Genomic DNA, 21,061 nt, shown 5'->3' with positions numbered 1-21,061 from the left:
GCGAACATCGACGCGACGTTCTGGTCGCGCCCGCCGACCACGGGAGCCGCGGCCGCGGCGCCCGAGCCCCGCAGCCGGCCGAGCAACAGTTCCACGGCCTCGGACGCGGCACGGTCCAGGTGCAGGTCGACGGAGGTCAGCGGCGGCTGGCAGGTCCGCGCCCGCAGACCGTCGTACCGCGTGACCACCAGGACGTCCTGCGGGATCCGCCGGCCGCTGTCGAGGATCGCCCGCACGGCGCCCACCGCGAAGGTGTCCACGAGCGCGCAGACGGCGTCGATACCCGGGTGCTCGGCCAGCAGGGCCGCGCAGCTGTCGTACCCGGCCTGCTCACCGCCCTCCTCCGGGGCACTCGCCACCAGCGGGGCCCAGCCGTGCCGGGCCGCGGCGCGCTCGAACACGTCCCGCGCGTCGACACCCGAATGGCGGGACCCGGCTCCGACGATCAGCGCCGGCCGGCGCGCCCCCTGCTCGCGCAGGTGGCCGAGGAGCAGTTCGGCCACCTCGACCCCGCGCAGGTCCACGTACGGCGCCTCGTCCCCCGGCGCCACCGGGCGGCCCAGCGCCACGTAGGGGAGCCCCCGCTCGCGCAGCTGTGCGATCGCCACGTCGTCCGTCTCGGGCTCCACCACGATCGCGCCGTCGATGTCCACCGAGTACAGCGGTGAGCCCGACCGGACCGGCGGTACGAGGACCAGCGCGTAACCGTGCAGCAGGGCCCGCTCGGCCGCCGCGGCGGCCACCTCCATGTAGAACCCGAGCCGGGAAGGGCCGCCCGCGACGGCGAAGGGCATCGACGACGCCAGGGCGATGGCCTTCGCCTCGCCCCGCCGCAGCCGCTGCGCGCGCAGATTGGGCCGGTACCCGAGCTCGGCGGCGATCGCCTTGATGCGCTCCCGCGTCCGGGGATCGACCTTCCCGATCCCGTTCAAGGCGTGTGAGACGGTGGTCCGCGACACCGAGGCGGCCTGGGCGACATCGGCGATCGTGGGCGGCCGGGAACCGGAACCGGAGGCGGACATCTGCGGCAACGCTCCTCGGACTGCAACGGGAATGACCCCCGCATCTTCCCCGACCGCCCGCCCCCGCCGGAAGACGCCCTCCCTTTCCCGGCTCGGTTCCCCCGTACCCCGTCCGGGGCCCCCCCCCGGCGCGCTCCTTCGGCTCACTCGCCGGGCGGCCCTGCGGCGGCGATGGGGTGGGGACACCATGGTGGTGTGCGGAATGTTGCGTGGCGCGAGCAGGGGGCGGCTCAGCAGGCGCTGGGGGAGTCGCTGGTGCAGGGCTGCGCCGAGGCCGGGGCGTCCATCGGCATGCTCTACCTGCCCGGCGGTCCGGCGGAGGACGTGCTCCATCTGGCACTCGCCACCGGACTGTCCCACGAGTTCGCCGCCCCCTGGTCCCGCGTCGGACTGGACGACCCCATTCCGATCGCCGACGCGGTCCGTGAACAGCGCCTCGTGTGGCTGAGCGGGCAGGAGGACACGGCGGCCCGCTTCCCGCGGCTGGGTCTGGTCCTGCCCTACGACTTCGCCCTCGCGGCCGTTCCCGTCCCCGCGCACCCGGCCGAGCGTCCCCCACGGGCCGGGCCGGGCATCGTCCTCCTGTGGCCGGGCTCGCACGGCCCCCAGCTGGGCCAACGGGAACGGCAGGCCCTGGGGGCCCTCAGCCGCACCCTCGGCCGCATCCTGCGCCGGGCCACGGACGACGGCCGGCCGGTGCGGCCCGCTGCGCGGCCCGTCATCCTGCGCCCCCTGCCCCCGCCCACCCCTGGGCCGGTGGAGGCGGCCGCCGCCCTGGCCTTCATCCGGCGCCTGCCAGGGGGAAACTGTGCGCTGGACCTGAACGGCAAGGTCACCTTCATCACCCCGGAAGCCGCCGACCTCCTGGGCGCGTCCGTGTCCCACCTGCGCGGAGCCCTGCCCTGGGAAGCGCTCCCCTGGATGGACACCCCCACCATCGAGGACCACTACCGGGGCGCGGCCATCAGCCGCCTGCCCCGCAGCTTCACCGCCGCGCACCCCAGCGGACGGCACCTGCACTTCGCTCTGTACCCCGACGACACGGGCATCAGCGTCCGCATCACCCCCACCACCCACGCCGCGCCCGCACCGGTCCACCCGCCGTCGGCGCCCAGCCGGGCCACCGCCCTCTACCAGCTCATGCACCTGGCGGCCACCCTCACCGAGACGGCCCACGCGCGGGACGTCGTGGACAAGGCCGCCGACCAGCTCGTCCCCGCCCTGGGAGCCGAGGCCATGGCCCTGCTCGTGGTCGAGGAGCACCGCCTGCGGATCGTCGGATTCCGCGGCTACACCGCCGAACTCATGGCCCGGTTCGACGGGGCGCCCCTCACCACCGACACCGCCACCACCGAGGTCCTGCGCACCGGCACCCCCCTGTTCTTCGCGAGTCCGGAGGAACTGCTGGCCTCCTATCCCGAGGCGGTCATCCAGGACGGGATGTCCGCATGGACCTTCCTGCCGCTGATCGCCTCCAACCGCCCCGTGGGCTCTCTCGTCCTCGCCTACGCGCGCCCCCACCCCTTCGCCCCCGGCGAGCGCGCCGTCCTGAGCTCCATCGCCGGGCTCATCGCCCAGGCCCTGGACCGCGCCCGCCTCTACGACTCCACGCACCAGCTCGCCCACAGCCTGCAGACCGGCCTCCTCCCGCACGAACTGCCCCGCGTCGGCCACCTGGACGTCGCGGCGCGCTACCTGCCCGCGGCGCACGGCCTCGACATCGGCGGAGACTTCTACGACCTCATCCGCATCGACGACACCACCGTCGCCGCCGCCATCGGCGACGTCCAGGGGCACAACGTCACGGCGGCCGCCCTCATGGGACAGGTCCGCACCGCCGTCCACGCCACCGCCGGGGCACCGCCCGCAGAGGTCCTGGCCCGCACCAACCGCCTGGTGACCGACCTCGAACCGGGGCTCTTCACGAGCTGCCTGTACGCGCACATCGACCTCGCGCGGCGGACCGCCCACCTGGCCTCCGCCGGGCACCCGCCACCGGTGCTGCGCCGCCCCGACGGCACCTCCGCGATGCTGGACCTGCCGCCCGGTCTGCTCCTCGGCATCGACCCCGGCGCCGCCTACACCGCCGTCGAAATCCCGTTCACCCCCGCCACGCTCCTCGCCTTCTACACCGACGGTCTCGTCGAAGTCCCCGGCGAGGACCTTGAGGACTCCATCCGCGCCGTGGCCGACCGCATCGGCAGGGCCCGCCGGGACGAGCCCCTGGACGCGCTGGCCGACGACCTCATCCGCCACTCCCGGCGGAGCGCACCCCGCACCGACGACATCGCCCTGCTCCTGCTGCGTGCGCAGCCCCCACCCGAGCCGCACGGCCCCCCGGGGGCGTGACCGGCCGCAGCGGCCGAGCAGCGGGGTCGCGCGTCATTGCGGAGCATGGAACCGAGCACGGCGTCGTGCAGTGAGGAGCCTGGTGATGACTGAGTCTGGAGCCGGTGGTACCTATTCACGGGTGGTGGTGTCCCCCGTCTACCCGGGCAGCCCGCCGTTTCGGATCGTGCAGACCGAGGGCGACGTGCTGGGCCGGGCCCATGACGTGATCGACGTGGTCCGCCTGCTCATCTCCATCGGCATCGCCCACCCCGATCTCGACGATCCGTCGGTCATCCGCTGGGAGGGCGGGGGCAAGTACACCTGGGCCGTGCACTGACCGCTGCACGTGCCGTACGCCGGCGGTCACCGCCCCGCCGTCCCGCCCGGCCGACAGCGCCGGGCGGGACGCCGGGGACAACCGGCGCGGGGGAGCAGGGCGGACCCGGCGTCAGGAACCGCCCGCGCGGAAGGCGGTGGCCCGGACGCTGGTGCCGCAGAGTGCGAACTCGCCCCCGTCGTCGGGCGCCAGCTGGTTCTGCGTGCCCGCGACGCCCACCACGAGCGTGGGGGCCACGGTCGGTGTGGCGCCGGAGGCGCAGTACCCGTCCGCCTCACCGAGAACCGGTGTGAAGGAGAGCCGCGTCGAGGCCCGGCCGCCCACCGCCAACTGCACGGGCGCCGCCTTGCCCTGGCGGACGACGAGGAGAGGCCGGTTCTTGGCCGGTGAGCCCAGACCCGCGAGGGCGACGGTGGGGAAACCCGTCAGCACGCACGGCTTCCGGCCCTTGTTGACCACCGTGATCACCACCTGGCTCGTCACGGTCCGGTGGGCGCCGGTCGCGACGGCCTGGTCGCCCGTACACCGGGCGGCCGGAGCGGCGCGCAGCGACGGGCTGCCTGCCGCGGCGGCCCCCGAACCGGCTCCCGTCAGGACCGCTCCCGCCACGAGGCCCGCCACCAGCACGACGGACGAGATCCTGGTCAGGGCACTTCTCGGTGTGCAGTTCATGGACGGCCCTCCACGGTCGACGGCGCCCCGAGCCCTCGTCCAGGCTCGCACCAACCCGGCTCATCGGCCTCCGCACCGCGCTGACCTGCGAGGGCACGCCTTCGACCGGGTCAGGGGCGGGCCGGTTCGCGATCGCTGAGGGCTTCCGACGCCCCGGGGTCTTCGTCACCTCCGGCGGGGACGAACACGATCCGGGAGCCCGAGCGCACCGCGGACTCCCAGGCGCCTTCCACATCGGCCAACGGCACCCGCACGATCTCCGTGGCCGGCGTCAACGCGGGCAGCCGCGCCAGGAGTTCCCGCAGGGCGGCATTGCGCCGCGCGAGCGAGATCGAGCCGAGACCGCTTCCGCTGACGAGCACGTCGGCCTTGCGCAGCCAGGCCGACGGCAGGGTCATGTCGGGTCCGGCCGCGGAGCCGACCTGCACCCACCGCAGGGTCCGGGTGAGGTCGGCACGCCGACGGAGGATTCCGTCGGCCGCCAGCTGTGCGGGCCGGTCCCACAGGTAGTCCAGCACGATGTCGGCATCGGCCGCCGCCGCACCGAAGACCGTCGCGATCTCCTCGTCGGAGCCGTCCAGCGCCACCGTCCGGTGTGCGCCCAGCCGTGTCACGGCCTCCAGTCCGTGCGGATCCCGTCCGGCCGCCACCACGTGGCCGGCCCCCAGGTCCAGCGCCAGCTGCACCGCGGCCCGCCCGGCGTTGCCCGTGGCGCCGAGGACCAGGACCGACTCTCCCGTCCGCAGGCGGGCCCGCTCGCGCAGGGCGATCCAGGCGGAGGACGCGGGGTTCATGGCCGCCGCGACAGCGACCGGATCGAGTCCCTCCGGTACGGGCATGAGCGCGGCACGCGGTACGGCGATCCGCTCGGCCATCGTGCCGTGCGGAGGCTCCATCCCCGGGACGTAGACCAGCTTGCCCTCCGCGGTCCGGCCCACCCCGTCGAACCCCGGGACCAGCGGCAGCGCGTCACCACCCGTGTAGTGCCCGCCCGACGCGAACGAGCGGACCAGCGGGTACAGCGCGGCCGCCAGCATCTCCACGACCACTTCGTCGGCCGCCGGGACGGGCTCGGGCACGGACTCGTAGCGGGGCGGCTCTCCCAGGGCGTGGACCACGGCTGCGTACACGAACTACCCCCAAATGGGTGATAAGACTGCGTGACGGACAGCCCGATTGTGACGGCTGCCCGCCGGGTGCGGCGGCTGCGCCACGCGGGCGAGCGGCGTCCGCACCGGCACTCCGCAGCCTGCCGCGGACCCTCACGGGGCGGCGGCAACCAGGGGGCGGGCCCCGGCCGAGGGGACGAAGTCCGTGAGGGAGACCGTGTAGTCGCCCCGGTCGGGCCGGTAGGCCGTGCAGTACCGGGTGGGATACCAGCCGGGCGTCCGCCAGGCGGCCGGCTGGGGAACCGGTTCGCAGGTGCGGTGCCCGGGAACGGTGCGCTGCCGTTCGAGGAAGGCCTTCGTGAGCATCGGCTCGATGAAGACGAGCTCGCCCGCGTACGCGCCGTAGATGAGGGTCTGGCCGCTGAGCGTGCCGGTGGACGGAGGACGGCTGTCCAGGTGCGCGCCCATGGCTCCTTCGGCGGTCTGCGGGCTGCTCGCCGGGTAGCCCGCCGGCAGGTAGGCGTCCGGGACGGGCTTGGCGGCCGCGGCCAGTTGGTCGCAGGCGATGAGCAGGGCGCAGCTCCCGGTCCTGATGCCCGTCCGGACCTCCTCGGGAACGAGGTAGAAGTGCACGTCGAAGTGGGGGACGTCATAGCGGCCGTGCGGATTGTGGCCGTACGGGTTCCAGTTGAACAGCGCCCACTGGAAGGGCAGGCCGGGCCCGGCCGAGACGGGCGGGGCGGCGGGCAGGGCGAGTTCGCGGCTGTGGCCGCCCACGCACTCGTGGACGGGGTCACGGCTGCCGTCGGCATCGGCGTCGTAGCAGTGCTTGCCGTCGGTGGGCGGGGTGGGCAGTCCGGTGAGGGCCGGGGCGGTGAGCGAGATCCCCAACGCCTGGGGCACCCCGCCCTCGTACGTGCTGTACGTCCTGACCGTGCCGTTGCCGATCCGGGCGGCGGGCCCGTACAGGGAGCAGGCCGCAGTGCCGGTCCGCTCGTCACAGCCCGCGGTCCGCCCCGCGGAGCCGGAGGGCGGCGAGGTGTCCCGAGGCTGCCCGAGCGACGGCAGCAGGGCTGCCAGCAGGGCGGCCGAGGCCAGTGCGACGGCGGCAGCCGGACGGCTGCGGGAGCTGCGCAGGAGGCGTCTGCCGTTCGTGCCGTTCGAGCTGTCCATGCCGTTCGTGCCCTTCATGCCGGGCTCCATGAGGAACGTGCGTTGAGCGCTTCGGCGTCCACTCCCGTCACCTGGCGGGTGCAGGACCGGATACCGGCCAGCCGGTCCTCCGGCAGGACGTGGCGGATGTCCTCGAAACCGCGGGGTGCGAGGGCCTCCACCTGGCGGAGCACCGGGTCGGGCTCCAGGCGGCGGTGCGCGGCGAGCAGCCGTGTGGTCTGCGGGCGGCGGTCCGCCTCGTAGCGCGCCAGGGCCTCGTCCACCCCGTGGCGGGCGAGCGCATACGCCAGCACCCGGCCGTCGACGACGGCCTGCGAGGCGCCGTTGGATCCAGTCGGGTACAGGGGGTGGGCCGCATCACCGATCAGGACGGCGCGGCCGTCCGTCCAGGAGGGCAGCGGGTCGCGGTCGATCATCGGGTACTGGCCGATCCGGGGCGCACCGGCGACGACGGCGTGGAGGTCGAGGAACTCGCAGCGCCAGCCGTCCAGGTGCGCCAGCACCTCCTCCGGCGGTGCGGTGCAGTCGGCTTCGGCGCCGACGGCCGGGCCGTCCGGGACGAGCGCAGTGCCCTCGGCGCCCTCGATACGGCTCTCCACCACCCAGTTGAGCAGGCACCGGCCGTCCGCGCCCGGGCAGGTGACCGGATAGACCACCGCCTTCACCCGGGCGTTGCAGCCGATGATGACCATCGTGCGGCCGTCGAGGAAGGGACGGCCCTCGGTCAGCCCCCGCCACATGCGGATACCGTTCCACAGCGGCGGTCCCTCGTGCGGATACATGGCCGCCCGTACGGCCGAGTTGATGCCGTCCGCACCGATGAGCAGGTCGCAGTCGAACCGACCGGTCTGGCCGGCGGTGTACGCCGTCACGGTGTGCCGGCCCCGCCGGCGGTGCTGCTCGTAGCGGACCAGGCGGCATCCGGTGACGAGGGCCCGGGGACCGAGCCGCTCCCGGACCGCCGCCAGCAGCAGTTCCTGCAGGTGCGCCCGGTGCACCGAGTACTGCGGCCAGTTGTAGCCGGCGGCGCGCCCGCGCGGCTCCGACCAGATCAGGCCGCCGTAGCGGTGGTGGTACTCCAGCGTGGAGGTGGCCACGGCGGTCCTGTCGAGCGCGTCCGCCAGGCCGAGCTCGCTCAGCTCCCGGACCGCGGCGGGCTGCAGATTGATCCCCGCACCGACAGCGCGCAGCTGCGGGCAGGACTCCACGATCCGCACGTCGTCCAGTCCGGCCGCGTGCAGACTCAAAGCCGTGGTCAGCCCGCCGATTCCGGCGCCGGCGATCAGGATGCGCGGTGCATTCCTTCTGCGGTACGGGGACATGCTCTGCCCTCCTGGAAAGCCCCCTCCACAAACCCCTCCACAAAAATGCGGCGGTTCACCCGGGAGCACAACCGCAGCGGTGACGCGTCCCCGTGCCCGGGCCGGCCCTTGTTCACCCGATCAGGCTATGGCCGAGTGCACCCTCACGAGTGACGTGGCTTTAATCGGGTGTCGACAACAGAAAGGCTGCGACATGCATGATGTGACGTTCGAACCCTGCGACGTCCAGCGCCTCCAGCATGCTGTTGACTACGCCCACCACGCCTCCAGAAAATCCCTCGACGCCCTCCTGCCGCCCTGGATACCCGACGGCCTCAAACGGGAAATAGAGAGCAGGTGCATTGTTTCCCATTGCGCCACACTGGTGTTTCCGGAAACGGTGGAATCCGCTCTGGAGTACTTCGAGGAAAATGGCTGGACCGCCTCGGCGACGATACCGAGCGTTCTGGTGAAGCGCCGTCTGGTGGAACGGTACGGGCTCCCTGACGAGGCGGACATACGGGTGACGCGGCTGCGGGTCACGGCCGGCCCGGCACCCGAGGTCGAGGTCTTCCTCTTCCCGCGGTCGAGCCCCGGCTACGAGGAGGACGTCGGCACGCAGGAGCGCGTCCACGGCTTCGAGAACCACGTCGGCCTGTTCATGGACCGGCCGGAGGCGGGCACCCTGGCCCGGCTGGCGGACCGGCTGGAGACCTCCGGCCGGATGGTCTACGAGGGCTCGGCGCACAACCCGCACGAGAACACCACCATGCTGTACTTCGCCCCGAGCGCCCCCATGGCCAGGGCCCGCCGCCGCTTCCCGCGGTGGGAACTCCAGTGCGCGGGCGACCTGACCGCGCTCGCCGCGCGCAGGCCGGTGCGGACCCAGGCCCTCTCCCGTGCCTACGCCGTGCTCAAGGCGAACCACGCGGACGCAGACGCGGCCCTCGCGCCGTCCGCCGGCCGGCCCGCTCCTCCCGTACCGGTCTTCGAAGGCTGACCACGGCCCGTCTTCCCGGGCTCCCCGCCTCCGCGTGCTTTCCCGCGAGGCGGGGAGCCCGTCTTCGTGCGCGGACCGCGGATTTCGGCCGCCGACGCGGTTTCGGGCCCCGCAGGCCGGAAGGGCGCCCTCTGTGGCCGGGAGAGCCCGTTCGATTTGGTGCTGCGTTCCCCGTGTTCCATCATGTGAATGGGCATCAGCTTGTGACCGGCCCGCCAACTGTGCGCATCGGGCGCACGGTTGAGTGGGGCCCCTCGTCTGCGTCCCGTCTATTTCAACTTTCATCTTTCAGGTAAAGGCAGCATGCCCGTCCAGCAGTTCTCAGACCTCGTGCGTTTCGCCCGTGACAACTCCCCTTTCTATGCCGGCCTCTACGCCGGTCTGCCGGCCGAGGTGACGCGGATCACCGACCTTCCCGTGGTGGATCAGAGCGCCTTCTGGGCCGCCAACACCCTCCGGGACAACCGCGTCCTGACCGCCCCCCTCACCGAAGCCGTCGTCTTCAAGACGGGAGGCACCACCGGCACGCCGCGGTTCTCGTACTACACCCGTGAGGAATGGCAGGAGTTCGTCACCGCCTTCGGCACCGGGTTCACCGACGCGGGCCTTCGGCCCGGCCACCGGGTCGCCGACCTCTTCTACGCCGGCGAGCTCTACGCCAGCTTCCTGTTCATCCTCGACTCCCTCGCCCACGCCCCCCTCGCCAACGTCCGGCTCCCCATCGGCGGCGCAGCCGCGCCCGAGTCGGTGGTCGCCACCCTGGAGGACTTCACGGCACAGGTCGTCGCGGGCACTCCCACCACCCTGTGCCGCCTCGCCGAGCACCTGGTCTCCCAGGACCGGCACCTGCCGTACGTCGAGCTGCTGTTGTTCGGCGGCGAGGCCCTCTTCGCCGACCAGCGCCGCCTCCTCAAGACCGCCTTCCCCAACGCCGTGCCCCGCTCGCTCGGTTACGCCAGCGTGGACGGGGGCCTGCTCGGCAGGCCGGTACCCGGCCCCGACCCGCGCACCCACCGCCCCTTCACCCCGCACACCGTCGTCGAGATCCTCGACGAGACGACCGGCGAGCCGATACGCGAGGCGGGACGGCCGGGGCGCGTCGTCGTCACCCAGCTGTTCCGCCGCCTGATGCCGGTCATCCGCTACCCCGCCGGTGACCGGGCGGAGTGGACCGCCGCCGAGGGCGGCCCCTTCCGCATCCTCGGCCGCGCCGAGGAAGGCGTACGCGTCGGCCCCGTCTCCCTGCACTGGCAGGACGCCACGAACGCCGTCGCCGAAGCCGATGCCGAGGGCCGCGTCACCGGCATGCAGCTCGTCGTCCGCCGCTGGGAAGGCCGCGACGGCCTCGTGCTGCGCCTGGCCACCGGCCCCGGCCGGACCCCCGCCGAGCTGGACGCCCTCGCCGGGCAGGTCGTCACCGGGCTGAACACCGCCCGGCCGCTCTACCCCGAGAGCGTGGCAGCGGGGTTCGTCCACCCGCTCCGCGTCGAGTGGGCCCGCCACCGCGACCTGGCGGTCAACTCCCGCTCCGGCAAACTCGTCCGCGTCCTCGACGAGAGGCCGACCGCATGACCGCCGCGATGGCCCCCGCCCGCCGGACACCCCTCGTCCTGCGCAACCGCACGTTCGGGACCGTATGGCTGGCCCAGGTGCTCACCCAGGCCGGCATGCGCATGTTCCAGGTCGGTGCCTCCTGGTGGCTCATCGCCTACGCGGCCTCCGGCGACGGCGGGTCCGCGGCCGGGCTGTTCATGGCCGTGAGCACGCTGCCCGCCGTGGCCCTGGCCCCCGTCATCGCCCGCGCCATCGCCCGCTTCTCCCACCGTGCACTGCTCCGCGCCGCGGCCGCAGGTGCGGGAGCCGCCGCCGCGGCGCTCGCCGGCTGGGCCGGCGTGAGCGACCTGCCCGTCGCCGCGGCCTACGCGGGAGGACTCGCCCTGGCGACCTGCCAGGCCTTCTTCGACCCGTGCCTGACCACCTCCGTGCCCGAGCTCGTCGACGACGAGGACATCGAGGCCGCGACCGGCTTCGAGCTGTCCACCCAGTCGCTGGCCGGCCTCGGCGGAGCCATGCTCGGCGCCCTCGTCGTGGACGGGGCCGGGATGGCCGGCCTCGCCGCCGGCTGCACCGCCGCCTACGCCGCGGCCGCCGTGCTGGTGGCGACCGTACGCTTCCACGGCACGGCCGGCGCCGCCGCTGCCGCAGCGCCCGCTGCCGCCGCTTCCGCCGAGCCCGCTGCCGCCGGGGCAGCCGCGGCCCCGGAGGGCGGCGGTGTCCCGCGGCGGACGCTGCGCCGGCTCCTGGGTGCGCTGCCGTACGTCCGCGCCGTCCTGCTCTGCTTCACCGCGGCCAACCTCTTCACCACGGCCGTCTTCGTCGTCATGCCGCTGTACACCGCCTCGGTGCTGCACGGCGGCGGCGCCACGGTCACCCTCCTGGAGGCATCGCTCGGCGCAGGCACGCTGATCGGCTCCTTCACCGGCGCACGGGTGCCCGGCCGGCCCGGTGCGGTCGGCTCCGCCTGCCTGGGCCTGATGGCCCTCGCACTCGCCCTTCCGGGCCTGGTCCCGGCGCGGCCCGTCCTCGCCGGCTCCCTGCTGGTGGCCGGGTGGTGCGTCGGGGTGATCGGGGTGCGTTTCGTGGCCCTCTTCCAGCGGCTGGTGCCCGCTGCCGACAAGCCCGCCTTCTTCGCCGTCATGCAGGCCGTGCTCGGCGCCACCTTCCCGGTCGCCTCGCTGCTCTTCGGGGTGCTGGGCGACCACCTCTCCGCCCGGACGCTGTGCCTGGTCCAGGCGGCCGGACTGGTCCCCGCCGCCCTCGCCCTGGCCCTGCTGCCGGAGCGCCCCGGCGCAGCCGGAGCGGACACCGCCGGCGCAACGAGCCGGGCCGGGGCCGTGACAGAGGCCGAGACCCGGGCCGAGAGCGCCGGACCCGCCGCGGGAGGCACCCGATGACCGCCCTGATCGAGCAGGCCACCCCGGCCGACATAGCCGAGCTCCGCCAGCTCTACTACGCCGTCTACGGGCCGCACTACCCCACCGCGCTCGGCACCGACCCCGCCGAGATGTCCCGGCTCATCCAGGACCCGCACACCCTCTGGCTCGTCACCCGCTGCCCGCGCACCGGCGCCCTCGCCGGATCGGCCGCCGTGCACAGCGAGCCCGGCAGCCGCGTCGGCCGCCTCGAAGGGCTCGCCGTCCACCCGGACCAGCGCGGATCGGGGTGCGCCGGTCAGCTCACCGAGGCACTGTGCGCCGCGACCCTGGACACCGGAACCCTCGACTCGGTGTACGCCACCGTCCGCACGGTCAGCGCCGGCCCCCAGCGCGTCGTGGCCCGCAACGGCTTCCGCCCCCTCGGCATCCTGCCCAATGCCGTGGAGCTCAGCAGCCGCGAAAGCCTCGCACTCTACGCGCGTCACGCACCGGGGGTGCTGGACCGCCGCGTCCCCGTCGACGAGGTGCCCGCCTCCCTGATGCCGCTCCTGCGTACGGCCGGGGCGAGCCTCGGCATCAGCTACGCGGGCACCCGCCCGACGGCGCCGCAGCCGACGCCCGCCGGGCCCGCGCCGCGACCGCTGGAGATGATCGAGGCACCTGCGTTCGTCCGCCGCCGCTTCCAGGAGCACTTCCCCGACCCGGGCCGCTGGTTCTACCCGCTGCACACCCCGAACATCCTGCTCACCCCAGAGGACGGCAGTTTCGAGGTGTACGCCTACCTCAACCGCACCGGCGGGTACTGCGCCCTGGTCACCGCCCACCCCGAACCCGCGGCCGCCGCAGGCCGGCTGGAGCAGGTCACCCGGACCCTCACCCGGGCGGGCGCCGGCTACGTCGAAGCCCTCGTACCCCTCGAACACCATGCCGGGCTCTCCGCGTTCGCCGCCGAGGGCTTCATCGCAGGAGCCCTCTACCCGGCCATGCGCCGGGACGGGGACGGCTTCCACGACTACGTGGTGATGTCCCGCACCACCGAGCACATCGACTTCCGCGGCGTCGTCGTCGACCCGCCGCTCCAGCCCTTCCTCGATTCCTATGTGTCGGCCTGGGCGTCGACACACCTGCCCTCACGTGAGGTTGCCCCGTGACCCCAGCGAACACCGCGAACACCGCGAGCACCGCGACCCCTTCGAATCCCCATCTCGCCCCGGTCGACGTCCCCGACCCCCACGCCCTCGCCCGGGTGCAGCAGCTGTGCGACCTGACGGCGCCCTACACCTCGGGTCCGGCCGAGGAGGAGCTGTTCACCGCCGCCATGGCGGAGATCAACGCCTGGCACCGCGACCGGTCCCCGTTCTTCCGGAGCCTGTACGACGCCGAGCGGCCCGATTCCCGGTACGGCGCGCCCCTGGTGCACGCCAACTTCTTCAAGCGCCACGAAGTCCTCTCCATACCCGCGGACGACGTCCACCTCCACCTGACCTCCTCCGGCACCACCGGACAGAAGTCGCAGATGTTCTTCGACGAATGGACCATCCGCTCCGCCCAGCGCATGGTGGCCCGCATCTTCGACCACAACGGCTGGATCACCCCCGACCAGCCCGTCAACTACCTGCTCTACAGCTACGAACCCGCCCGCGACCTCAAACTGGGCACCTCGTTCACCGACAACTACCTGTGCGACTTCGCCCCGGCCCGCACGGTCGAGTACGCCCTGCGCCACACCGGCAGCGGGCACGAGTTCGACCCCTTCGGCTGTATCGCCGCACTGCGCCGCTTCGCCGAGGACGACGCCCCCGTACGCATCCTCGGCTTCCCCGCGTTCCTCTGGTTCACCCTGGAGCGGATGCGCGCCATGGGCCTGCCTCCGCTGCGGCTCCCGGAAGGCTCGCTGATCATCCTCGGCGGCGGCTGGAAGGGCCACACGGACCGGCAGATCGGCAAGCACGAGCTGTACGCACGCGTCACCGAGCAGCTGGGCATCCCCTCCGAGCGGATCCGCGACACCTTCGGCTCCGTCGAGCACTGCATCCCGTACATCGAGTGCGCGCACCACAACCTCCACGCGCCCGTCTGGTCCCGCGTCTTCGTCCGTTCCACCCGCACCCTCGAACCCCTCCCGTACGGCGAGCGCGGCTACCTGCACCTGGTGTCCCCGTACATCACCTCCGTTCCCGCGCAGAGCGTCGTCATGGGCGACCTCGCCTCCCTCCACCCGGGCGAGGAGTGCGGCTGCGAGCTGGGCACCCCGTGGTTCACGATCCACGGCCGCGCCGGCGTCAGCCGCAACCGCAGCTGTGCCGTGGCCGCCGCCGAACTGATGAAGGGCATGTCATGACCGACTCCACCACCGGCCGGCACTACTGGCAGGGCGCGTTCATCGGCGACGAAGAGGCCGCACGCCGCCTGGAGACGCTGCCCGCCGCCGTCGGTTCCGCCCTCGCCGCGCCCCTCGACACCGACGTCCTCCTGGCCGCCTGCGACGCCCTCGCCGAGGCCCTGCGGGACCCCGGCCACCGCATCCGCGAGCGGCTGGCCCCGCACCTGCCGGCGGGCCCGGGGGAGGAGGCCGGGGAACTCTTCGCCGAGCTCGCCGCCTTCCTCGACCGCAGCGCCCTCACCCGCAAGCTCCGCCGCGAGCTGGGCGGCACGGCCCCGCAGCGGCTGAACCGGCCCGACGCCAAGGAGACGGTGTACGAGGCCTGGGCGCCCGTCGGCCTGGTCGCCCACATCGCCCCCGGCAACGCCGCCACCGTCGCCCCGCTCACCGTGGTCGAGGGACTGCTCGCCGGCAACGTCAACGTCCTGAAGACGAGCAGCGCCGACGGCCTCCTCGCCCAGCACCTCCTCGCCGAACTGGCCGCGCAGGACCCGAGCGGCGCCCTCGCCGAGCGCATCATCGTGCTCCGCTTCCCCTCCTCCCGCCAGGACTGGCTGCGCCTGATGTGCGCGCCCGCCGACGCCGTCGCGGTCTGGGGCGGCGAGGCCGCCGTCGAGGGCGTCGCCGCCCATGTCCCGGCCGGCTGCCGCCTGGTGGAGTGGGGGCACAAGATCTCCTTCGCCTACCTCACGCCGGACGCCTGGGCGGACGAGACCGTGCTGAACTCCCTGGCCCAGGACGTCTGCCGGTTCGAGCAGCAGGCCTGCTCCAGCCCCCAGGTCGTCTACCTCGACACCCGGGACCCCGACGAGCTGCACGCCTGCGCGGACCGCCTCGCCGCCGCCCTGGCCGCACAGCCGGCGCCCGCCGGGGAGGATCTCGACCCGGCCGAGTACGCGGAACTGACCACCACCGAGCACCTCGCCCGCCTGGAGGAGCACCTTGGCCTCACCCGGGTCCTCGCCGACCCGGACGGCGCCTGGCGGGTCATGGCCGACACCCGCCCGGCCCTCACCGCCTCCCCGCTGCACCGCAGCGTCTGGGTCAAGCCGCTGCCCCGCAAGGACCTGATCGCCACGCTGCGCCCCATGCGCCGCTACCTCCAGACCGCCGGGATCGCGGGCAGCCGCACCGACACCGCCGAGCTCTCCGCCCTGGTCCTGGCGGCGGGCGCCACCCGGGTCACCCCGGTCGGCGCCATGACGGCCGGCTACGCCGGCGAACCGCACGACGGCGTCTACGCCCTCCAGCGCTACAGCCGCCGCGTCGCCGTCCAGGCCGACGAGCGCTTCGCCACCACCGCCTGCCTGGACGACCTCGTCCGCCCGGCCCAGTTCCCCCCGCCGGCCGGACCCCTGCTGGACAAGGCGGCCGTCCAGCACCTCAACGGCGAGGTCGACCGCCGCGACGCCGAGCTGTACTTCCGCAGCGGAGGCAGCACCGCGGCGCCCGCCCTCTCGCTCTTCAGCTACGAGGACTACGACACGCAGATGCACGCGGCCGCCCGCGGCCTCCTCGCCGCGGGCTACGACCCGTCGCGCGACCGCACCGCCAACCTCCTCTACTGCGGAGGCATGTACGGCGGGTTCATCAGCTTCTTCTCCATCCTGGAGCGCCTGGGCGGCGTCCAGATACCGATGGCGGCCGGCTCCGACCACCGGGCCACCGCCGAAATGATCACCGCGTACGAGGTCGACACGCTCTTCGGCATGCCCTCCTACCTCTGGCAGCTCCTGCATGAGGAGGCCGGCCTCCTGCGCTCCTACGGCGGCATCCGGAAGATCTTCTACGGCGGCGAGCACTTCACCGAGGAGCAGCGCCGCGTACTCACCGAGACCTTCGGCATCGAGGTCATCCGCTCCCTCACCTACGGCAGCACCGACCTCGGCCCGCTCGGCTACCAGTGCACGCACAGCACCGGCAGCGTCCACCACCTCCACGCCGACCTGCACACCCTGGAGATCGTCGAGACCGAGGCCGACCGCCCGGTGGAACCCGGTCGGACCGGCCGGCTCGTCTTCACCACCCGGGCCCGCCGCGGCCAGCACCTCGACCGCTACGTCATCGGCGACCTCGGCCGGGCCGTCCCCGGGCGCTGCCCGTGCGGAAGCCGCGCCCCGCGCTTCGAACTCCTCGGCCGGCTGGGCGAGGTGATGCGCGTGGCGACGTACTTCCTGAACTACCGCCGCTTCGTCGCGATCGCGGCGGAGCACCTGCGCTACGGAGGCGAGATCCAGGCCGTCCTCACCGGCGGACCCGTCCGCGAGGGCCTCACCCTGCGCATGGAGCGCTCGCACGTGACGGACGCCGAGCGGGCCCGCGGGGCCTTCCTCGCCGCCTACCCCGAGCTGCACTCGGCCGTGTCGGAGAAGCTGCTCGACTTCACGGTCGAGCCGGTGGACGGAGCCGGCCTGGCCCGTACGGCGACGAGCGGGAAGCTGCTGGCCGTGGTGGACCGGAGGCGGTAGCCGCGAGCCGGGAACTGCGCGTGGCTGCGGGGGAGGCGTCGTGCCCCGCAGCCACGCGCTGGGCCAACGGAGCGTAAGGCATACCAACATCCAGGCATGTCATTGCTCATGGGTGATTTGCCCCCTATGTTCCCTTCCGAATCAAGGCTGCCCCCTGCACCGACATCCGGAGGACCCATGCACGCCCGAACATCACTCACGTTGCCGGCGGCAGCTCTGCTGCTCTCGCTCGGCCTGCCGGCAGCGGCCGCGGATCCCGGGACCACCTGCTTCGGACGCGCGGCGACCATCACCGGGGCAGGCACGATCAACGGGACCGAAGGCAACGACGTCATCATCGGGTCGGCGGGCGCCGACATCATCGACGGGCGCGGCGGAGACGACCTGATCTGCGGACTGGCCGGGACCGACACCCTCGCGGGCGGCCTGGGCAACGACCAGCTCGAAGGCGGCGAAGGCAACGACCTCATCCGCGGCGACCTGATCACCACGGGCACCGCCGCCGACGGCGGGGGCGACGACGTCCTCTTCGGCGGCGCCGGGGACGACCGCATGGGCGGCGACAGCATGGCCTTCGGCGGCAGCGCGACCGGAGGCGGGAACGACGTCCTCTTCGGCGAGGAGGGCAACGACGCCATGATCGGCGACAGCCGGGGCGGCGTCAACGCCTCGGGCGGCGGCAGCGACGTCATCGACGGCGGAGCGGGCAACGACAGCATCACCGGCGACTCCTCGGCCGAAGCCACGGCCACCGGCCACGGCAAGGACGTGCTCCTGGGCGGTCCCGGCACCGACGCCCTCATCGGGGACAGCAACTCCGGGCACGTCGCGCACGGAAAGGGCGACGGCACCCGCAAGGAGCGCCCCGCCCGCCCGGCCGCAACCACCCCCACCCCGATGACACCCCCTCAGCAGAGCGCGCCCGTTGCGCCGACTCCCGAGGCGGAGGGCGGCAACGACGTCCTCGACGGCGGTGACGACACGCTGGACACCTGCGACGGCACGGCGGGAACCGACGTGGCCGTCCGGTGCGAGACCGCGACCAACGTTCCGTAGGGACGCCGGGCGTCCTCAGCCGTCCAGCCGGTCGTGCAGGAAGGCGGTGACCTCCGCCCGCGCCTTCAGGGCGGGGTGGCCCGGGGCGTCACGGACCTCCAGGGTCAGCACCGCATGGGCCAGGCGGCCGAAGCCGTCGCCGTTGCCCGGGGCCGAGTCGAGCCGGATGACCCGGAAGGAGCTGCCGAGCCGCTCGCGGAGCGTCTCGAAACGCTCCTCCGGGGCCAGCCGGTCCTCACTGAAACGCAGCCCCAGAACGCACAGCCCGCTGCTGCGTGTACGCTCGGCCACCCGCTGCAGCTCGCCCTCGGACACTCCGGCGTCCGCGCGCCGGGCGGGGGTCAGGGCTATCGGAGTCGACGGCTGGCTCATCACCGGGGCCAGCACCACGTCGTCCACCGCGGCGGCCAGGGCGAAGCCTCCCGTGAAGCAGAGGCCGATGACTCCGACCCCGGCGCCGGGCGTACGGGCCGCGAGGTCGCGGGCGAGGGCCCTGAGGTAATCGGCGACGGGCCGGCGGGCGTTCGTGGCGAAGGCCCGGAACTCGGCCGAGACGCACACGCGGGCGAAGACCGCCGCGGTCCGCGCGAGGGAGACCGGCCTGCCCGGCGTACCGAACAGCGAGGGCATCACCACGGTGAATCCCTCGTCCACCAGGTGCTGGGCCAGCCCCAGCACCTCGGGCGTGATGCCCGGCAGCTCCGGCAGCAGCACCACACCGGGGCCGTCGCCCTTCTCGTAGCAGTCGTACGCAAGGCCCTCGGCGGTGAACGGGGCCCGGCGCCATCCGGCGAGGCTGGACGTCGGTGCGGCGGCGGTCATCGCTCCTCTTTCGCTCCCGGCCGGGGGGTGCGGCAGTCGCCCCTCGGCTCAACGAGACATCTACCACGGTTCCTTCGCGCGCGGACGGGCACCTGCACACCATGACCGTTTACGTCGTCACCATCCCCGGCACCCTGCTCGGCGAACTCACCGCGGCAGGGCGCACCGAGCTGATCCGGGCGCTGCGGCCCTCGGACCCGAGGAGCACCGGCCTGGGCGCGGCCGAAGACCTGGACATCCTGTCCTTCTATCCCGACTCGCCGGCCTTCAGCCTGCACCTGGAAGTCGAGGCGGCCGACACCGCATCGGCGGAGGACAAGGCCCGCACCCTGGCCAGGGCCGCCCTCGGCTCCGCCGGACTCACCGCCGACACCGCACCCCTGGGAGACCCCGTCATCACCGGCATCGCCCGCGACTGATGCCGCCGTCCCGCCGGGCCCGGGGGCCGCTGCGAGGGCAACGGCCGCCGGGGGCTTTCCCGGGCTCGCGTGCTGCGGGGAGGCAGACGGACGGGAACCGGGGTGCCGTTGAGGCGGGACGGCAGCGTGGTGCCGGTCGGCGTGTCCGCACGCCGTCCCGGGGGGACGGGGACCGCGCGCGGACCACCGCTCTCGATGCGCGGCGCCCCCCTCGACCGCGGGGGCGCCGACTGCACCGACACTCCGCGTATGGCCGCTGGGGCCGAGCCCAAACGTCCCCGTCGCCATGGAGGGTGACACTCCCTCACCCGTGCCCGGATCGTGCGCCGCGGACCGGGGGCACGCGCCGGTCGCCCGGGCCGCCCCGCATCCCTTCCGTGCGGGAATGAAACGGGCCCAGTGGGTAGCCGCAGGGTGGAGGCCGAGCCCGTGAAGCACAGTGACTGGCTGATCACCACCGGTGAACGCGGCAACCCCGCGACCCGGCTGGACCGGCGCCACCCCCGGGGAAGCGCGTGGTCCAGCGGCAACGAAGTACGCCCTCTGGTGCACGGCAGGACGTACTTCGCCGAACTGCTCCGCGGGATCCGCGCCCTGCACCCGGGGGACCTCCTGCTGTTCACCGACTGGCGCGGCGACCCCGACGAGCGGCTCGACGGCGAGGGCACGGAGATCGGCGCGGTCCTGTGCGAGGCCGCCGCCCGCGGCGTGATCGTCAAGGGGCTCGTCTGGCGCTCCCACCTGGACCGGTTCCAGTTCAGCGAGACCGAGAACCGCCACCTCGGCGAGGAGATCGAGGCAGCCGGCGGGGAGTGCCTGCTCGACATGCGGGTGCGCCCCGGCGGCTCCCACCACCAAAAGCTCGTCGTCCTGCGCCACCCCGGCCGCCCCGGGCTCGACACCGCCTACGCGGGCGGGATCGACCTGTGCCACAGCCGCAACGACGACGCCTCCCACCGCGGCGATCCCCAGGCGATGCCCCTGGCCACCGCCTACGGGCCCCGCCCGCCCTGGCACGACGTCCACCTGGCCGTCCGCGGCCCCGCCGTCGGCGACCTCGAAGCCGTGTTCCGGGAGCGCTGGGACGATCCGGCACCCCTCAGCCGCAGCCCGCTGCTGCGGCTGCGCGAACTCCTGCGGCACGAGGACACCCGGCCGGGCGGCCTTCCGCCCCAGCTTCCCGACCCCCCGCCGTGCGGCAGCCACACCGTGCAGGTGCTGCGCACGTACCCCAACCGCCTGCTGCGCGGCTACCCCTTCGCGCCCGACGGCGAGCGCAGCATCGCCCGCGGCTACCTCAAGGCGCTGAAGCGGGCCAGGTCGCTCGTCTACGTGGAGGACCAGTACCTGTGGTCCCCGAACGTGGTCGACGCCTTCGCCCGGGCACTGGGCGACAATCCGCGCCTGAGGCTGATCGCCGTCGTACCCACCGTGCCCGAGCAGGACGGACGGCTCAGCCTGCCGATGTACCTGGTCGGGCGGGTCACCGCGCTGGAACGGCTGCGCCGGGCGGGCGGTGAACGGGTGGCGGTCTACGGGCTGGAGAACCGGTCCGGGACTCCGGTGTACGTCCACGCCAAAGTGTGCGTGATCGACGACGTGTGGGCCTCCGTCGGATCCGACAACATCAACCTCCGCTCCTGGACCCACGATTCGGAACTCGGCTGCGCGGTCCTCGGCGAGGTCCCGGACACGCGCAGGCCCCGCGATCCGGGCGGCCTCGGCGACGGGGCGCGCCGCTTCGCGCGCGAGCTGCGCCTCGAACTGGCACGGGAACACCTGGACGGCGGGGAGCCGGAGGTCCTCTGCGACCCGGTGGGCGCCTTCGAGGCCTTCGCGGCGAGCGCCGCCGCGCTGGACTCCTGGCACGAGGGCGGCGGCCGGGGCCCGAAGCCGCCGGGCCGCCTGCGTACGTACCGCCCGCCCGGGCTGTCGCGTCCGGCGCGCGCACTGGCCATGCCGCTGTACCGCGTCCTCGTCGACCCGGACGGGCGCCCGCTCGGGCTCCGCCGGCGCAACGCCTACTGACCCT

The 21,061-nt window shown here is 73.7% G+C and carries 18 protein-coding genes; 11 read left to right on the top strand and 7 right to left on the bottom strand.

What is annotated here, in order from left to right; all coding sequences use genetic code 11:
- Window positions 1-1,022, bottom strand: a 1,022-nt coding sequence (locus tag ABZ128_RS20625; protein WP_356850094.1) for a LacI family DNA-binding transcriptional regulator, incomplete at its 3' end; no start/stop codon positions are given.
- Between the two features lie 195 nt (window positions 1,023-1,217).
- Between ABZ128_RS20625 and ABZ128_RS20620 the strand changes: the two genes are divergently transcribed.
- On the top strand, window positions 1,218-3,371 hold the full coding sequence (locus ABZ128_RS20620) for a GAF domain-containing SpoIIE family protein phosphatase (protein WP_356850092.1): 2,154 nt from the start codon (window positions 1,218-1,220) through the stop codon (window positions 3,369-3,371).
- 85 nt (window positions 3,372-3,456) lie between these two features.
- The gene (locus ABZ128_RS20615) at window positions 3,457-3,690 is read left to right on the top strand and encodes a hypothetical protein (RefSeq protein ID WP_356850090.1); all 234 of its coding nucleotides are present in this window, start codon (window positions 3,457-3,459) and stop codon (window positions 3,688-3,690) included.
- A gap of 111 nt (window positions 3,691-3,801) precedes the next feature.
- Here ABZ128_RS20615 and ABZ128_RS20610 read toward each other — a convergent pair whose 3' ends face one another.
- The 5 genes from ABZ128_RS20610 to ABZ128_RS20590 form a co-directional block, all read right to left on the bottom strand.
- Entirely contained in the window at window positions 3,802-4,362 is a 561-nt protein-coding gene (locus ABZ128_RS20610) for a DUF4232 domain-containing protein (RefSeq protein WP_356850088.1), read from the bottom strand.
- Window positions 4,363-4,472: 110 nt separating this feature from the next.
- Window positions 4,473-5,492, bottom strand: a complete 1,020-nt coding sequence (locus ABZ128_RS20605) for a zinc-binding alcohol dehydrogenase family protein (protein ID WP_356850086.1) — start codon at window positions 5,490-5,492, stop codon at window positions 4,473-4,475.
- Between the two features lie 132 nt (window positions 5,493-5,624).
- Window positions 5,625-6,662: a hypothetical protein gene (locus tag ABZ128_RS20600; protein WP_356850084.1), complete on the bottom strand. Its 1,038-nt coding sequence runs from the start codon at window positions 6,660-6,662 to the stop codon at window positions 5,625-5,627.
- On the bottom strand, window positions 6,659-7,966 hold the full coding sequence (locus ABZ128_RS20595; RefSeq protein ID WP_356850082.1) for a flavin-dependent oxidoreductase: 1,308 nt from the start codon (window positions 7,964-7,966) through the stop codon (window positions 6,659-6,661). Before ABZ128_RS20595 ends, ABZ128_RS20600 begins: the two co-directional genes overlap by 4 nt.
- 160 nt (window positions 7,967-8,126) lie before the next feature.
- A complete protein-coding gene (locus ABZ128_RS20590) occupies window positions 8,127-8,318 on the bottom strand; it encodes a hypothetical protein (RefSeq protein ID WP_356850081.1) in 192 nt (63 codons plus the stop codon).
- A gap of 27 nt (window positions 8,319-8,345) precedes the next feature.
- Here ABZ128_RS20590 and ABZ128_RS20585 point away from each other — a divergent pair, with 27 nt between their 5' ends.
- The 7 genes from ABZ128_RS20585 (at window position 8,346) to ABZ128_RS20555 (ending at window position 17,788) form a co-directional block, all read left to right on the top strand.
- Window positions 8,346-8,945: a hypothetical protein gene (locus ABZ128_RS20585; protein WP_356850080.1), complete on the top strand. Its 600-nt coding sequence runs from the start codon at window positions 8,346-8,348 to the stop codon at window positions 8,943-8,945.
- A gap of 303 nt (window positions 8,946-9,248) precedes the next feature.
- Entirely contained in the window at window positions 9,249-10,517 is a 1,269-nt protein-coding gene (locus tag ABZ128_RS20580) for an AMP-binding protein (RefSeq protein ID WP_356850078.1), read from the top strand.
- Window positions 10,514-11,899, top strand: a complete 1,386-nt coding sequence (locus ABZ128_RS20575; protein ID WP_356850077.1) for an MFS transporter — start codon at window positions 10,514-10,516, stop codon at window positions 11,897-11,899. Before ABZ128_RS20580 ends, ABZ128_RS20575 begins: the two co-directional genes overlap by 4 nt.
- Window positions 11,896-13,032 carry a GNAT family N-acetyltransferase gene (locus tag ABZ128_RS20570; protein WP_356850075.1) on the top strand — a complete coding sequence of 379 codons (1,137 nt, stop codon included), beginning with the start codon at window positions 11,896-11,898 and terminating at the stop codon, window positions 13,030-13,032. Before ABZ128_RS20575 ends, ABZ128_RS20570 begins: the two co-directional genes overlap by 4 nt.
- A complete protein-coding gene (locus tag ABZ128_RS20565; RefSeq protein ID WP_356850074.1) occupies window positions 13,029-14,222 on the top strand; it encodes an acyl-protein synthase in 1,194 nt (397 codons plus the stop codon). The genes ABZ128_RS20570 and ABZ128_RS20565 overlap by 4 nt, the downstream gene beginning before the upstream one ends.
- On the top strand, window positions 14,219-16,732 hold the full coding sequence (locus ABZ128_RS20560) for an acyl-CoA reductase (protein WP_356850072.1): 2,514 nt from the start codon (window positions 14,219-14,221) through the stop codon (window positions 16,730-16,732). Before ABZ128_RS20565 ends, ABZ128_RS20560 begins: the two co-directional genes overlap by 4 nt.
- A 201-nt stretch (window positions 16,733-16,933) precedes the next feature.
- The gene (locus tag ABZ128_RS20555; protein ID WP_356850071.1) at window positions 16,934-17,788 is read left to right on the top strand and encodes a calcium-binding protein; all 855 of its coding nucleotides are present in this window, start codon (window positions 16,934-16,936) and stop codon (window positions 17,786-17,788) included.
- Window positions 17,789-17,803: 15 nt separating this feature from the next.
- Here ABZ128_RS20555 and ABZ128_RS20550 read toward each other — a convergent pair whose 3' ends face one another.
- Complete coding sequence (locus tag ABZ128_RS20550; RefSeq protein ID WP_356850069.1) at window positions 17,804-18,610, bottom strand: dienelactone hydrolase family protein; 807 nt, start codon at window positions 18,608-18,610, stop codon at window positions 17,804-17,806.
- 101 nt (window positions 18,611-18,711) lie between these two features.
- Between ABZ128_RS20550 and ABZ128_RS20545 the strand changes: the two genes are divergently transcribed.
- Both ABZ128_RS20545 and ABZ128_RS20540 read left to right on the top strand, forming a co-directional pair.
- Window positions 18,712-19,029, top strand: coding sequence for a hypothetical protein (locus tag ABZ128_RS20545; protein WP_356850068.1), 318 nt, complete (start codon window positions 18,712-18,714; stop codon window positions 19,027-19,029).
- Window positions 19,030-19,458: 429 nt separating this feature from the next.
- The gene (locus ABZ128_RS20540; protein ID WP_356850066.1) at window positions 19,459-21,057 is read left to right on the top strand and encodes a phospholipase D family protein; all 1,599 of its coding nucleotides are present in this window, start codon (window positions 19,459-19,461) and stop codon (window positions 21,055-21,057) included.
- The last annotated feature ends 4 nt before the right edge of the window (window positions 21,058-21,061 follow it).

Source organism: Streptomyces sp. NPDC006326, assembly GCF_040612915.1.
GTDB lineage: Bacteria > Actinomycetota > Actinomycetes > Streptomycetales > Streptomycetaceae > Streptomyces.
The sequence above is the reverse complement of the archived record's forward strand: the minus strand, read 5'-3'. Positions and strand labels throughout refer to the sequence as shown.